Source organism: Streptomyces sp. NPDC021115 (assembly GCF_044333065.1).
Lineage (GTDB): Bacteria > Actinomycetota > Actinomycetes > Streptomycetales > Streptomycetaceae > Streptomyces.
The window spans coordinates 167,638-182,457 of sequence record NZ_JBIRQF010000016.1; the positions used below are offsets into that span (position 1 = coordinate 167,638).

The following is a 14,820-nucleotide window of genomic DNA, read 5'->3' on the forward strand; positions in this document are numbered from 1 at the left end:
TTCGGGTGGCCGTCGGCGGGGACTCGACGGGAGGATGGGGGAAACGTCATCCCACGGTCAGGCACACCGTCGGCAGAGAGCGGGTCGCGATGAATTCCGGTACGGATGAGTACGACGTCGTCGTCCTGGGCGCGGGCCCGGTCGGGGAGAACCTGGCCGACCGGGCCCGCGCGGCCGGGCTCTCCACGGCGATCGTGGAGAGCGAGCTGGTCGGCGGCGAGTGCTCGTACTGGGCCTGCGTCCCCAGCAAGGCGTTGCTGCGCCCGGTCATCGCGCGCGCCGAGGCGCGTCGTACGCCCGGGGCGCGACAGGCGGGCGCCGTACCGCTGGACGTGGCCGCCGTCTTCGCCCACCGGGACGCGTTCGTGTCGAACTGGAAGGACGACGGCCAGGTCGGCTGGCTCGACTCGGCGGGCATCGACCTGATCCGCGGTCATGGGCGGCTCGTCGAGCCGTGCCGTATCGCGGTCACCGAGCCGGACGGTCAGGAGCGCTTCCTGACCGCCCGGCACGCCGTGGCCGTCTGCACCGGCAGCCGGGCCGCGCTGCCGGATCTGCCGGGCCTCGCTGAGGCCCGCCCGTGGACCAGCCGGGAGGCGACCAGTTCGTCCACGGTGCCGCGGCGGCTGGCCGTGGTGGGCGGCGGGGTGGTGGCCGTCGAGATGGCCACCGCGTGGAGCGCCCTCGGCTCCGAGGTGACCATGCTGATCCGCGGTTCGGGGCTGCTGGAGCGGATGGAGGCGTTCGCGGGCGAGCTGGTGGCGGAGTCGCTCGCCGAGGCGGGCGTGAAGATCCGTACGGGGACGTCCGTGACGGCCGTACGGCGCGACGGCACGGGCGGGCCGGTGACGCTCACGCTGGACGGCGGGGAGACCGTCGAGGCCGACGAGGCGCTGTTCGCCACCGGCCGCGCCCCGCGCACCGACGACCTCGGCCTGGAAACGGTCGGGCTCACCCCCGGCGGCTGGCTGGACGTGGACGACACCTGCCGGGTGCGGAACGTGCCGGGCGGCTGGCTGTACGCCGCGGGCGACGTCAACCACCGCGCGCTCCTCACCCATCAGGGCAAGTACCAGGCGCGGATCGCGGGCGCGGCGATCGGCGCCCGGGCCCAGGGCGTACCGCTGCTGGAGACGGACCGCTGGGGCGCCCACGCGGCGACCGCGGACCACGGCGCGGTGCCGCAGGTCGTCTTCACCGACCCGGAGGTCGGCGCGGTCGGGCTGACCGCCGAACAGGCCGAGGCGGAGGGCCGCAGCATCCGGGTCGTCGACTACGACATGGGCCAGGTCTCCGGCGCCGCCCTGTACGCGGACGGCTACCGCGGCCGCGCCCGCATGGTCGTCGACCTGGACCGGGGGCATCTGATCGGCGTGACGTTCGTGGGACCGGGCGTGGGGGAGCTGCTGCACTCGGCGACCGTGGCGGTGGCCGGTGAGGTGCCGGTCGAACGACTGTGGCACGCGGTGCCGTCGTTCCCCACGGTCAGCGAGGTATGGCTGCGGCTGCTGGAGACCTACCGCCGTTAAGTACAAACGGCGGAGGTCAAAGTGCATGGTATGGATCGAAGCATGATCGAACGTCCCTACGACGGATGTGGTCGATGCTTCGTCGGGGTCCGTCGCCTGTCCCAGATGTCAGCAGCCACGTCGTCGCCAGAGCGGCAGCGCCACAACGTGCTGGACATCTTCAGGTCCGTGGGCGGGCACGTCATTGCCTGGGCGGACGACTGGGAAGTGTCCGGGGCGACGGACCCTATGACGCGGCCCAAACTGGGTCCGTGGCTGAGGGGCGAGCGGGGCGCGTACGACGGCATCGCGGGCGCTGCCGTCGACCGGCTGGGTCGCAACCTCGTCGACTGCCTCAACACCGGCTACATGATGAGGGACACCGGCAAGGTGCTCCTTACGTACGGGCATGACGGACCGTGGGACCTGGACGACCCGAACGACGAGAATCGCTTCACGATGGAGGCCTGGGGCGCGCAGATGGAACTGCGCGCCATCCAGCGCCGTAACCGTGAGGCGACGCTCAAGGCCAGGGAAGCCGGCCGGGTGAAGAGCAGGCCGTCGTACGGCTACGAGTACAAGCGGCTGGCACCGACGGCTGCTGTGCACGAGGTGGTGCTCCACCCGCACGCACCGGAAGTGATCAGGGAGGTGGCCCGTCGGATCCTCGCCGATCCGGAAAAGGTGACGCCGTCCTCGGAAGCGGCCCGCCTTACCAGGCAAGGTGAGCTGTCCCCCTCGGATCATCGAGCGGTGATGTACGGGCGGAGGCCGATCCGAAGGCCACCCACGGAAGGTTGCGGAACCACTGTGGGACCGCTCGACGCATGAGGCGTTGAAGCGCGTGGTGCGGGAGCGAGGGCTTGCCCGGCCAGCACAGGATCGGCAGACGAGCCACGGGTACCTCCTCACGGCCCTGGCGTATTGCGGGCAGTGCCACGGACCGCTGCGTATGCACAGGGAAAGCAAGCCGAGGAGCGGTGGCCAGCGGTACCTGTGCAAGGCGCGCATCGAGGGAGTGCCACGGGCTGCGAACTGCCGACCGGCACCATCGATCAACAAGACGCACCTGGATGAGTGGATAGAGAGCTGGTTCCTCGCCGAATTCGGTGAGGGGATGATCATGGAGGCCGTATACGAACAAGGCAACGGAGTCCGTGAACGCATCGCCGAACTTCACGCGTCCCGCCAACGGCTGTGCTCCGACCGCGACTCGGGGTTGTACGACGCCCCAGATGACGCGGAGTGGTTCCGGAGCCGGTATGCGGCGATGGGGCGTGAGCTGGAGAAGCTGGAACGTGAGCCCGGCATGGTCACGCGCCCGACCGGCGAGACGGTAGAGGACCGATGGTTCAAGGCTCCCGACAACCAGGCGAAGAAGGAGATCCTCCGCGAGTTCGGCGTCCGTGTGACGATCTGGCCGGCGACGGCACCGAGGCGCTGGCACGCCGGAATCGTTCACGGCCCCGAGCGAAAGAAGGAGCTGCCGAGGGGCGCGCGGCCCGCGTCCAGGCCACCACCGAGGCGTGATCGCCAACAACCTCTCGCTCCACCTTTGCGCCGTCGCCCCTCCGCCGATTGATCAAACTGCCACTCCCCAAGGGCACTTGGCTTTCTGCAGTCTTCTCGTCAATGCTGGAGCTATGAGCCTGCGCAGGATAGGTTGGCGCGCACCATGTACTTAGCATTCATTCCGAGCCCTTCGCATGGAGCCATCCACCTCGGGCCGATTCCGCTGCGCGGCTACGCGTTCTGCATCATCATCGGTGTCTTCCTAGCCGTCTGGCTTGGCAACAAGCGCTGGATCGCCCGGGGCGGACAAGCCGGCACCGTGGCGGACATCGCGGTCTGGGCCGTGCCGTTCGGTCTGATTGGTGGCCGTCTCTACCACGTAATCACGTCCTACGAGCTGTACTTCGGTGAGGGCCGTGACTGGGTGGACGCCTTCAAGATATGGGAGGGCGGCCTCGGTATCTGGGGCGCGGTCGCGCTCGGTGCGGTCGGCGCGTGGATCGCGTGCCGTCGGAGGGGTATTCCGCTGGCTGCGTACGCCGACGCTGTCGCGCCTGGTATCGCTGTTGCGCAGGCGTTCGGGCGGTGGGGCAACTGGTTCAACCAGGAGCTGTACGGGCGTCCCACCACCCTTCCGTGGGGCCTGGAGATCGACCCGGCGCACCGCCCGGCCGACACTCCCGGAATCGGCACCTATCATCCGACCTTCTTGTATGAGTCGCTGTGGTGCCTCGGTGTGGCGCTCGTCGTCCTCTGGGCCGACCGGCGCTTCCGTCTCGGCCACGGCCGGGCCTTCGCGGTGTATGCCGCGATGTACACGATGGGCCGCGCCTGGACCGAATGGCTACGGATCGACGACGCCCACTACGTCCTGGGTGTACGCCTGAACGACTGGACGGCGATGGTCGTATTCCTCGGGGCGGTTCTCTGCTTCGTCGTCTCGGCGAAGCGGCGCCCTGGCCGTGAGGAGTTGGTTGAGCCAGCACTCGCCGATGCGGCGGCCGTAGCCCCCAAAAACGGCCATGAAGTCGCACATTCACGGGGAGGGACAGCATCATGACCGACGCGTTGTGCTCGGAGGCTGCAATCGTCGTTCTGGTCATGGAGGATGCCGTGCGAGGCGCAGCTTGAGCAACGAGGCTATGATCCGGGCCGTCGGTGTTCACAAGAGGTTCGGCGATGTCTACGCCCTCCGCGGAGTCGACCTTGAAGTCACGCGAGGCCGCGTACTCGGACTGCTGGGGCACAACGGAGCGGGCAAGACGACCCTGGTGAACATACTCACCACCGTCTCACGAGCGACGGCCGGCACCGTGACCGTTGCGGGTTACGACGTCGTCCACCAAGCCGCCGAGGTGCGCGCCAGGATCGGGGTGACCGGCCAGTTCGCCTCGGTCGACGAACACCTGACTGGATACGGCAACCTGGTGCTGATCGGCCGGCTTCTCGGCGCTGGCCGACGCGAGGCAGCGGCTCGCGCCACAGCACTCATCGAACAATTCGGGCTGTCTGACGCCGCCCAACAGCCCTCCCGTACCTACTCCGGTGGCATGCGCAGACGACTCGACCTCGCGGCCAGCCTGGTCGGTCGGCCGGACGTGTTGTTCCTCGACGAGCCGACGACCGGACTCGACCCGGCAACTCGTATCGCCCTGTGGGAGACGGTCGAGAAACTGGTGTCAAACGGTACGACGGTGCTCCTCACCACCCAGTACCTGGACGAGGCCGACCGGCTCGCCGACTGGATCACGGTGCTCTCGAGAGGCCGGGTCGTCGCGTCGGACACCAGTGACCGGCTCAAGGCCGAACTGGGCTACCGGTCCGTGCAGGTCGTGCTCGCGCCCGAGGCTGACGTGACCGCGGCGGCGACCGCGCTGACGGCCGTCGGCTTCCGCCCGCATGTGGACGTCGAGCGGAGGGCCCTGTCCATGCGAGTGGACAGCTCCTCTGATGTAGCCGGTGTCGTTCGGGCGTTGGACACGATCGGTGTGGAGGGCGTCGAACTCACTGTCAGGGAACCGTCTCTGGACGACGTCTATTTGGCACTCACCCACCACTCCGCCGCGACCGACAACGATGCGGCTTGACCTCATGGGAGACCCCTTGGTCATCCAGGAGCGCCTGGAGCGTCCTGCAGACACTCCCCATCCGTCGACCGATGCCAGGTGGCATGGCGCCAAGATTGCCACCCAGCTTTCTGTGCTGACGGGGCGACAGTTGCGATCCGTCTACAGCAGCCGACGCCTAGTGGTGTTCAGCCTTCTCCAGCCCGTCATCATGCTGTTGCTGTTCAGTCAGGTCTTCGGCAGCATGGCGGACCCTGCGGACCTGCCGCACGGTGTGCGCTACATCGACTACGTGGTGCCCGCTCTGCTGATCACCACGGGCATCGCCTCCGCACAGGCCGCGGGAGTGGGGTTGGTCGGGGACATGAACAACGGCATGGTGGCACGATTCAGGGTGTTGCCCACGAGGCTTTCGCTGGTGCTCGTGGCACGCTCACTGGCGGATCTGTTTCGAGTGGCGACCCAGCTCTGCGTTCTTTTGGTTGTTGCCTACGTGGTACTGGACTTCCACCCAGCAGGCGGACTCCCTGGCACTGCTGCGGCGCTGATCCTCACGTTGTTCGTCATCTGGTCGCTGATCTGGGGTTTCATCGCCCTCGCGGCCTGGCTGCGGGGCGTGGAACTGATCGCGAGTATCGCGGCTCTGGTGATGTTCCCGCTGACCTTCGTGTCCAGCGCGTTCGTTCCCTTGAGTGCGTTGCCGGAGTGGCTGCGCTGGGTGGCCCACCTCAATCCCGTCACGTACGCGGTCGAGGGCTCCCGTCGGCTGGCGCTGGGCTGGGATCCCGGCTGGAGCGTGCCGGGATCTCTCGCCACCGGTGTGGCGTTCATGTCTCTCGCCGTGTGTGTTGCCGTACGTGCCTTCCGGCGACCGCCGAACGAATGAGCCGTGGCCGGCGGAGCCTCCGGAAGATTTTAAGTCCAGTGCATCGACATTTACTCCCGCTACACGGCCGCCGCTCCACCTGGGGGTTCCTCTGATATCCAGGTCGTGCACCCGGCATATCGGGTGCGCGAGGTAGTTTCAAACGGTCAGAGCATCAAGCGCGCCGGCAGTCCGGCGGTGCAGCGGCTGCAGTTCTTCATCTCGGAGTTTTCCTGGGACGCCGAGCAGGTCAACGACCGGCGCCTTGACCTGTTACGCGCCAATCAGGCGAACACGCCGCACGACGGCGGGCTTCGCCTGCCGGGCCGTGGTCGTCGACTGCGCCTACTCCACCAGCGACGACTGGTCCCTCGCCCTGTTCGAGGTGAACCCTCCCTGCGCGGTGGCGGGCAGGCGGGTGTGGGCTGGTGGTGGCGTGCTCGGCATCGGGGTGGCGCAGGTCGGTGGCCAGGTACCAGGTGGCTTTCTCGGGCAGCGTGCCGGGGGCCACGAGCAGGCGGCAGGGGCCGTCGGGGCCGTAGCCGCCGAGGGTTCAGCGCGGGCGACCCGTATGGGCTGGCGCCGGGGCCCACCGTATGCACCGACTGGCAGGCGTCGTTCCGCGGGTTCGCGGAGCCAGGGTGCCAGTGCACTGCTCGGTGCGGTCACGATCCGCAGGTGCCCCCGGCACGGTGCGCCGTGATGCCGCCGAACGGACGGTGGCCGAAATCGACCTCACCTCCACTCAGGACGATCCCCCGCGTCCTCCTCTCGGACCGCACCGAGCCGGAAGCGGCAGCCCCGCGCAAGCAGGCGATCGGCAACGCCCTGAGGGGCCCCGCCTCCGTCGGCACGGTGACCCCGGCGGAGGACCAGCTGCCCGTTCGTCGCGTCGGCCGGTGCCGCATGAGGGGCAGGCGGATCATGCAGGTTCCCCGTACCCACTCTCGGGCAGGCCGGGATTTGCGACGGTACGGGCACGTACGACGAATGCGAAGACCAGCACAGCCCCGAGGGCTACTGGCACCGCGGACAGCAGCAGAATCCTCCGGCTCGGGATACCCAGCGCGAGCAGACCTCCGCCTGCGGCCGGGCCGACGATGGAGCCGACGCGACCCAGTGCGGCGGCACAGGCGACGCCGGTCGTGCGGACTGCGGTGGGATAGAGCGCCACCGCGAGGGCCGTCAGGCCGACCACACCCGCGACGATGCCGGCGCCGGCCACGGTGAGCAGCGCAAGCAGCACCGCGCGGTCGGCGTCCACTTGAGCGGCGGCGGCCAGGAAGACGACGCCTGCCACCACCATCCCGGCCAGGGCACGCGGCGCACCGAACCGGGAGCAGAGCGGGATCAGCACCACCCCGCCGAGCACTCCTCCCATGGCAATCATCGATACGCCCACTGGAGCCTGTGCATCAGTGAAACCGTATCCCCTGGTGAGCATCGTCGGTAGCCAGGCCAGCAGGGCGTAGTTCGCTGCGTACATCAGCAGGGCGAGGCACCACAACAGCACCGTCCACTTGGCCAAGCCCTGTTCGAACAGTCGACGCATGGCGGGTTCAGCCGCCGTCCGCGAAGCGGACCGGGAGGCGGGGGTGGAGGGCAGTCCGCGCACCAGCAGCGGCAACAGCAGGATCGGCAGCCCAGCGCCGACCCAGAACAGGGAGGTCCAGCCGAAGGCCTCGACAAGGGGCGGGCTGACCAGCCCTCCGACGACGGCTCCGAGGGCGATCCCCAGCACGACCGCGATGCTGGACACCTCCCGGCGTGCCGGGGGCACGTTGTCCGCCGCGATCGCGACACACGAGGGCAGAACGATGCCGAGGCCGAGTGCGGTCACCAGGCGTGCCGCGCCGAGCATCGCGACTGTGTCCACCGGCACAGTCAGTGCCGACCCCGCCGCGAACGTCACGGTTCCCGTGACGATCAGAGGTTTGTGCCCGAAGCGTGCGGCGGCCCGTGCGGAGCACAAATAGCCGATCACCACACCGAGGTTCGTGACCGCGAGGGCCGGAGTGAAAGCCGATTCGTCCAGGTTCCACTTCCCTGCGATCGTGGGCACGACGAAGCCGAGTACGGCGGTGTCGTATCCGTCGAGAAGAATGGTCAGAAAGGCGAGGACGACGACCCCCCACTTCACCGGCCCGCTGTCACTCCCGGCCGTCGCAGACCGGAGACGCTGATAAATCGCGGTCATTTTCCACACCTCAGAATCAGATGAATCGTGGTCATCTTCCGCACCTCGGAATCAGGGTGCGTCAGCCAAGTTGCGCAGCAACGCTTCGGCCGCTCCGTCCTCCGCTCCGGAGACGCCGGCCAGCCACTCACGCAGTTCGATGCCGCTCAGCAGAGACCGCAGACGCTCTTCGGGAACTGCCGGAGTGGTCGCAGCACCACGCGGAGTGGTCGCGGGTGAGGGGCCGTCGGCGCCCTGTTCAGGCGCGGTCCCCGGGGTGGTTGCAGATGCAGTGTCGGTCATGAGGGGTGTCCTCCGTACGATGCCAAGGTCGGACTCGACGGTGCAGCGGCTCAACGCCGGGCGTGCGCTTGAATCGCTGTGAAGAACGCCGTGAAAACTGCGTTGAACCAGTTGAGTCGGTGGCCAGGGACTTCGCCCCGTGTCGGCTGTCACGTACCGGATCAATCGTCGCCGTCCTTGGAGCCTCTGCGTCTGCCTTGCGAGGCAAGCCGACTGATCCTGCTGAGGAGTTCTGACTGCCGCAGGGTGTCGCCGACATCCGGCGAGGTGCCGGCACGCACGGCAGCGGCGAATGCCGATACGGTGGCCTTCACCTGATTGTGCGGCTCCAGGCGGATCTCCTCGGCCTTCGCGCCGCGGCGGAGGCCGATGACGGGGACATCTCCGGCGGGCGGGGTGAAGGCCCGGTCAACGGTCAAGCTGCCGTCACTGCCCCGCAGTTCGTAAGCGGAGCGGTAGGTGTGCTCCATGCCGAAGGTGATCTCGGCCGTGACGCCGCCGGGAGAGCTCAGCAATGCGGCGCCAGAGGTGTCGACCTGCCGTCCCGTTCCCTGGACGAGGCAGGCGCCGATGATGTCGAGTTCGGGGCCCAGTAAGTGCAGTGCGGCCCGCAAGGGATAGATCCCGACGTCCATCAGGGCTCCGCCACCGAGCTCCGGCCTGTACCTGATGTCACTGTCCGCAAGCGGCGGGATGGTGAAGGCCGCGTGAAATGAGCGCAGTTCACCCAGCGCCCCGTCCGCGACCAGGTGCCGCACGACTTCGTGTCGGCGGTGATGGACGAACATGACGTTCTCCATGAGCACCAGGTCACGAGAGGCGGCGAGCTCGAACAGGTCACTGGTGCAGGCATATTGGGTGGAGATGGGCTTCTCGGCGAGGACGTGTCTGCCCGTGCGCAGCGCCGCCTCGACCCACCTGGCATGCAGTGCCGCGGGCAACGGCACGTAGACGGCATGGATGTCGTCCAGTTCCAGGAGCTCTCCGTACCCGTGGATGGCACGGCAGTCGAAACGCTCCGCGACCCGCCGCGCCTTGTCCAGGTCGCGGCTGGCCACCGCCGCGACCTCGATGTCGGGACAGGAGGCGAAGGCGGGAAGCATCCGGCGTACCGCGATATTCGCGCATCCGATCACCCCCACCCGGAGCGGGGCGGTCATCGGGTTCCGGTCTTCATCGCGTTGAGACAGGCAAGCATGGTGCGGGCCTGGACGTTGAGGTAGTGGCTGTGCTGGACCAGGGAAGTGAGCTGCGCGGGGGTGACCCAGGCGTAGCCGGGCGGAGGATCCAGCGGAGCGTCCGCCTCGACGATGAGGCAGCGGCTCTCGGCATTGAGAAAACGGCCTCCCTCCTCCGAGTGCACGGCGTCGTAGCGGATACGGTCGCTGGCAGCGCGCAGCACCCATTCCGCGAACCGAGGGCGCTCCTGCTCCTGTAGGTGGGCGTAGTTGTGCGGGGTGTACTGCACGGTCGGTCCCAGCTCGACGGTGTCGACTAGGCCGGGTTCGACGCGGGCCTGCACCAGCACATGCGGGATGCCCTCGACCTCGCGGGTAAGGAAGGCGAGAACGCCCGGGCCGACCGGCTCGAACAGGGGCTGGGTCCAGCCGGTCACCTCGCGGTTCTCCGCCTGAGCGGACACAGCCACGACGTTGAAGTAGCGGCCCGTTTCGTGTTCGATCGCACTTGCGCGGCACTTCCAGCCGGGGAGAAGGCCCAGCGGGGCCCGCTCGGTCCGCACGCAGTGCCGGGTGCGCTCACCGGTGATCCACGAGAGCAGTTCGGTGTCGGAAAGCAGAGCGTCGCCCGACATGTCCTCGACGGGCAGGCACGACAGCACCGTGCGCGAGTCCATGTTGATCACATTGTCCCGGTGCAGCAACTCATTGATCTGGCCAAGAGTCAGCCAGCAGAAGTCGTCCGACAGCGGCACATCGCCCGCCGCCTCCACAACCATGTTGCGGTTGGATTTCTGGGAGAACCATGAGCCGTGCTCGGACTGACGCACGTCGACGATGACCCGGCCGCGGTCCGGCCCGACGAAATACTCGATGTACTTGACATCCCCGCCCTTGTGGGCCTTGGTGTAGTTGCTGCGGGTCGCCTGGACCGTAGGCGAGAGCTGGAGCAGGTTGGGATTGCCCGGTTCCATCTTCGCCTGCATCAGGAAGTGCAGCACTCCGTCGAACTCCTTGACGAGGATGCCGAGGACACCCACTTCGTGCTGCCGAATGATGGGCTGGTACCAGTCGCTGTACGGGCCATCGCCATAAGGTTGGCTGTCTTCCGTGAAGTGCAGCCCTTCGACGGTGAAGAAGCGGCCACTTTGATGCACCAGATTCCCGGTGTGCTCCTGGAATGACCAACCGTCCATTTCTGCGAACGGTATTCGGTCCACGCGGAAGGTATTGGCTTTGCGTCGTTCGGTCAGCCAGCTGTCGAAGTGCTCGGTAGGCAGCTGCACTCCGTGAGTGGTTGCGGCCGATGCGGCGATACGTGCCGGCAGGCTCTGGATCTCACGCCTCTGGAGAACATGGGACGGCATTGAAGTAACTCCCCTGGCTTCTGGTGATGCGGATGCGGAGGGCTTCACGCCTACTGAGCTGCGTCGCGACGAGCACCTCGGCCCTCTCCGTGAGCGGATCCGGTGGCAGGCTTTCAGCCGCGCTCGGCTACGAACCCCTTGATCGTGGCGACCATGTAGTCCAGCATTTCGTCCGTGAGCCCTGGGTAGACGCCGATCCAGAAGGTGTGCTCAGTGATAATGTCGCTGTTGGCGAGGTCGCCGACGATGCGGTGGGGACGGCCGATGTAGGCCGGCTGCCGGGTGAGGTTGCCGGAGAACAGCCGACGGGTGCCGATCTTCCGTTCCTCCAGGTGTGCGACCAGTTCGGCGCGCGTGAAGCGGGCCTCCGGGTCGACGGTGATGACGAAGCCGAACCAGCTCGGATCGGATCGCGGGGTCGGCTCGGGAAGCAGCAGGCCCGGAAGGCCGTCCATGCCTTCGCGTAGGCGGCGCCAGTTGTGGCGTCGCGCCTCGATGAAGCTGTCGAGCTTGGCAAGCTGCGTCAGGCCTAGTGCCGCCTGGATGTCGGTTCCTTTCAGGTTGTAACCGACATGGGAAAATATGTACTTGTGGTCGTACCCGGCGGGCAGGTTGCCCATCTGGTACTCGAACCGTTTGAAGCAGGTGTTGCACTTGCCCGGTTCGCACCAGCAGTCCCGGCCCCAGTCGCGCAGCGATTCCACCACGCGGGCCAGGCGGAGGTTGGAGGTGAGGACGCATCCGCCCTCGCCCATGGTGAGGTGGTGCGCGGGGTAGAAGCTGACCGTGCTCATGTCGCCGAAGGTGCCGGTGATCCGGCCGTCGTAGACGGTGCCGACCGCGTCGCAGTTGTCCTCGACGAAGAAGAGGTCGTGGTCCTTGGCGAGCTGGGCCACCTCGGCTACCTCGAAGGGGTTGCCGAGCGCATGAGCGATGATGACCGCCCGAGTCCTGGGGCCGATCGCCTCTGCCACCCGGTCGGCCGTGGTGTTGTATGTCGGCAGTTCCACGTCCACGAAGACAGGTATGAGTCCGTTCTGCAGAATCGGGTTCACGGTGGTGGGAAACCCCGCCGCAACAGTGATCACCTCGTCCCCCGGCTTCAGCCTTCTGTCGCCGAGCGTCTCGGAGGTCAGAGCCGAGATGGCGAGGAGGTTCGCCGACGAACCCGAGTTCGTCAGATGGGCCTTTCGCCGCTTCAGGAGCTTGGCGAATTCGGACTCGAACTTCTTGGAGCTGGGTCCGGCAGCGATACGCATGGCCAGTGCGGCCTCAACGATGGCGACCCGGTCCTCTTCGTCCAGAACCGCGCCGGACGGCCAAATCTCCGTCACTCCGGGCTTGAACACTGCGTCTGATGCGGTTTCCCGATGGTATCTGCGAACCACATCCAGCACGGTGTCCTTGTTGACAGTCATCGTCATGTCCTTCCGTTGGCTGGCGCCGTGGTCGCGAGCGGGTTCCGCAACGAGGCATCGAGGGTGCGCCGCGGCATCCGTCCCAGGAGGCACAGCGCTCGTGAGATATCCAGTTGCTGCCACTCCGCAGCAGAACGTGGCGAGTGCGCGGCGACGATGCCGAAGAGGCTGCCGGCCGACGCCACGGTGCCGATCACATTGGCGAGGCGCAGCACCGCATCGTCCGCGTCACGACGGGATCGGACGCAGCAGGGCGGCAAGTGACCACAGGACTCGAACGACCAGGTCTCCGATGCAGCGACCCGGGTAGCTGGTGCCCTCAAGGCCCGTGACACGAAGCCCGGCAGCTCCGCCTTGCTCAGCCGGCCGCACCTTCGGTTCCGTACTTGACGGACTTCCACCAGCCTGGATTGTTGCGGTACCACTCCGCGGTAGCGGCCAGTCCTTCCTCGAAGCTGGTCAGCGGCACATAGCCCAGTTCTTTGCGGATCTTGGAATCGTCGATGGAGTACCGCAGGTCGTGTGCCGCGCGGTCGGCGACGTAGCGGATCATCTCCTGTCCCTGGCCAGTTAAGTCGAGCAAGCGTTCAGTGACGGCGCGGTTGGTCCGGGCGTTGCCGCCGCCGATGTTGTAGATCTCGCCTGGCCGGCCGCCTTCGAGCACGAGATGGATGCCGCGGCAGTGGTCGTCCACGTGCAGCCATTCGCGGATGTTGCGTCCGTCGCCGTAGAGCGGCACCTGCTGCCCCTCAAGCAGGTTGGTGACGAACAGCGGGATGAGCTTCTCGGGGTGCTGGTACGGCCCGTAGTTGTTGGAACAGCGCGTGACGGAGAGGTTCACTCGATGTGTGCGCCAGTAAGAGCGGGCAACCAGGTCGGAACAGGCCTTGGAGGCTGCGTAGGGGCTGTTGGGCAACAGCGGACAGTCCTCGGTCCAGGAACCCTCTTCCACCGATCCGTACACCTCGTCGGTGGAGACGTGCACAACCCGCTGGACACCGCTGTCCACCACGGCGTGGAGCAACGTCTGGGTGCCCAGGACATTGGTGCGGTAGAACTCTTCCTCGTCGGCCAGCGAGCGGTCCACGTGGGACTCCGCTGCGAAGTGCACCATGGCGTCATGTCCGGGCAGCAGTTCGCGCAGCAGCCCCGCGTCGCAGATATCGCCCTGGACGAACTCCAGACGCGGGTGCGAGACCGGCAGATTGCTGCGGTTGCCCGCGTAGGTCAGCTTGTCCAGGACAGTGACCTGGGCGTCCTCCCAGCCCGCGTAGTTGTTCGCGAGGAGGTTACGGACGAAATGTGAGCCTATGAACCCAGATCCACCGGTGACTAGGATTCTCATGCCGCAACTTCCACCTGGGTGTGGTCTCCGACGACCAGACGGTAACGGTCCGTGCCCTGCGTGGTGATACCGACGGAGGCGGAGCGACCGATGATGGAACTGTGCATGCCCTGGAGGCCGGTGACCGACGCCCCGTCCAGGACTATGGAGTGCGCCAGCCGGCTTCTGACGACCGTACAGCCGCGTCCCATGGACGTGTACGGGCCGATATGGCTGTCCTCCGCCACTGTGCCCGCACCGATGATCGCCGGCCCCTCGATGCGGGAGCGCACGATGCGTGCCCCTTCTTCCACGACAACCGGCCCCACCAGCACGCTGGCGTCGTCGACCACACCATCCACGGAGGGCCGGAGGCCTTCTAGGATGCGCTCGTTGCACGTCAGGACGTCCCCGACCTTCCCGGTGTCTCTCCAGTAGCCCTGGTACTGGCTTGCCCGTACGTCCGCGCCGCTCGCCACCAGCCACTGGATCGCATCGGTGATCTCCAGCTCACCACGGGCGCCGGGCGTGATAGCCGCAATCGCCTCGTGAATCGCGGCGGTGAAGAGGTACACGCCGATCAAGGCCAGGTCACTGCGTGGCTGCTGCGGCTTCTCCACCAGGCGCAGTACCTCACCGCCGGGGCCCAGCTCAGCCACACCGAAGGCACTCGGGTCCGCGACCTTGCCCACCACGACATGGGCTGCCGGGCGGCAGGCGGCAAAATCCTCGGCGATGTCCGAGATTCCGTCGGGCAGCATATTGTCGCCCAAATACATCACGAAGTCGTCGGTACCGAGGAAGTCCCGGGCGATGGAGACTGCGTGAGCAAGACCGAGCGGAGCCTCCTGAAGGATATAGGTCAGCCGAGCTCCAAACCGCGATCCGTCCCCGAGGGCCTGCTGGATCTCGTTGTCGAGGCCGCCGACGATGATGCCGATGTCGTTCACGCCCAGGTCCAGGATGTTCCGCACGACGTATTCCAGGACCGGCGTGTTCGCTATGGGGATGAGCTGCTTGGGCATCGAGTAGCTAAAAGGCCGTAGACGGGTGCCCGATCCGCCGGCCAACACCAGAGCTTTCATAGTGGTCCTCTCACTTCG

12 protein-coding genes are annotated in these 14,820 nt (G+C 67.0%); 6 read left to right on the top strand and 6 right to left on the bottom strand.

The window, feature by feature from the left end; all coding sequences use genetic code 11:
* The first annotated feature begins 89 nt into the window (after positions 1-89).
* The 6 genes from ACH4TL_RS34930 to ACH4TL_RS34955 all read left to right on the top strand — a co-directional run bounded on the left by ACH4TL_RS34930 (position 90) and on the right by ACH4TL_RS34955 (position 5,972).
* Positions 90-1,529: a dihydrolipoyl dehydrogenase family protein gene (locus tag ACH4TL_RS34930; protein ID WP_398324352.1), complete on the top strand. Its 1,440-nt coding sequence runs from the start codon at positions 90-92 to the stop codon at positions 1,527-1,529.
* A gap of 42 nt (positions 1,530-1,571) precedes the next feature.
* On the top strand, positions 1,572-2,339 hold the full coding sequence (locus ACH4TL_RS34935; RefSeq protein WP_398324354.1) for a recombinase family protein: 768 nt from the start codon (positions 1,572-1,574) through the stop codon (positions 2,337-2,339).
* A gap of 121 nt (positions 2,340-2,460) precedes the next feature.
* Entirely contained in the window at positions 2,461-3,090 is a 630-nt protein-coding gene (locus ACH4TL_RS34940; RefSeq protein ID WP_398324357.1) for a hypothetical protein, read from the top strand.
* Between the two features lie 93 nt (positions 3,091-3,183).
* Positions 3,184-4,080, top strand: a complete 897-nt coding sequence (gene lgt / locus ACH4TL_RS34945; RefSeq protein WP_398324442.1) for a prolipoprotein diacylglyceryl transferase — start codon at positions 3,184-3,186, stop codon at positions 4,078-4,080.
* Between the two features lie 82 nt (positions 4,081-4,162).
* On the top strand, positions 4,163-5,107 hold the full coding sequence (locus ACH4TL_RS34950; RefSeq protein WP_398324361.1) for an ATP-binding cassette domain-containing protein: 945 nt from the start codon (positions 4,163-4,165) through the stop codon (positions 5,105-5,107).
* A 16-nt stretch (positions 5,108-5,123) separates the two neighbouring features.
* Positions 5,124-5,972, top strand: coding sequence for an ABC transporter permease (locus tag ACH4TL_RS34955; RefSeq protein WP_398324364.1), 849 nt, complete (start codon positions 5,124-5,126; stop codon positions 5,970-5,972).
* A 901-nt stretch (positions 5,973-6,873) separates the two neighbouring features.
* Here the strand turns inward: ACH4TL_RS34955 and ACH4TL_RS34960 are convergent.
* From ACH4TL_RS34960 to ACH4TL_RS34985, 6 genes are all read right to left on the bottom strand, one after another.
* Entirely contained in the window at positions 6,874-8,148 is a 1,275-nt protein-coding gene (locus tag ACH4TL_RS34960; RefSeq protein WP_398324367.1) for an MFS transporter, read from the bottom strand.
* 443 nt (positions 8,149-8,591) lie between these two features.
* Complete coding sequence (locus tag ACH4TL_RS34965) at positions 8,592-9,590, bottom strand: Gfo/Idh/MocA family protein (protein WP_398324370.1); 999 nt, start codon at positions 9,588-9,590, stop codon at positions 8,592-8,594.
* On the bottom strand, positions 9,587-10,975 hold the full coding sequence (locus tag ACH4TL_RS34970; RefSeq protein ID WP_398324373.1) for an NDP-hexose 2,3-dehydratase family protein: 1,389 nt from the start codon (positions 10,973-10,975) through the stop codon (positions 9,587-9,589). Before ACH4TL_RS34970 ends, ACH4TL_RS34965 begins: the two co-directional genes overlap by 4 nt.
* Positions 10,976-11,088: 113 nt before the next feature.
* Positions 11,089-12,393: a lipopolysaccharide biosynthesis protein RfbH gene (gene rfbH / locus ACH4TL_RS34975; RefSeq protein ID WP_398324447.1), complete on the bottom strand. Its 1,305-nt coding sequence runs from the start codon at positions 12,391-12,393 to the stop codon at positions 11,089-11,091.
* Between the two features lie 358 nt (positions 12,394-12,751).
* Positions 12,752-13,738 carry a dTDP-glucose 4,6-dehydratase gene (rfbB, locus tag ACH4TL_RS34980; protein WP_398324376.1) on the bottom strand — a complete coding sequence of 329 codons (987 nt, stop codon included), beginning with the start codon at positions 13,736-13,738 and terminating at the stop codon, positions 12,752-12,754.
* Positions 13,735-14,802, bottom strand: coding sequence for a glucose-1-phosphate thymidylyltransferase (locus tag ACH4TL_RS34985; protein WP_398324379.1), 1,068 nt, complete (start codon positions 14,800-14,802; stop codon positions 13,735-13,737). Before ACH4TL_RS34985 ends, rfbB begins: the two co-directional genes overlap by 4 nt.
* Positions 14,803-14,820: the final 18 nt, after the last annotated feature.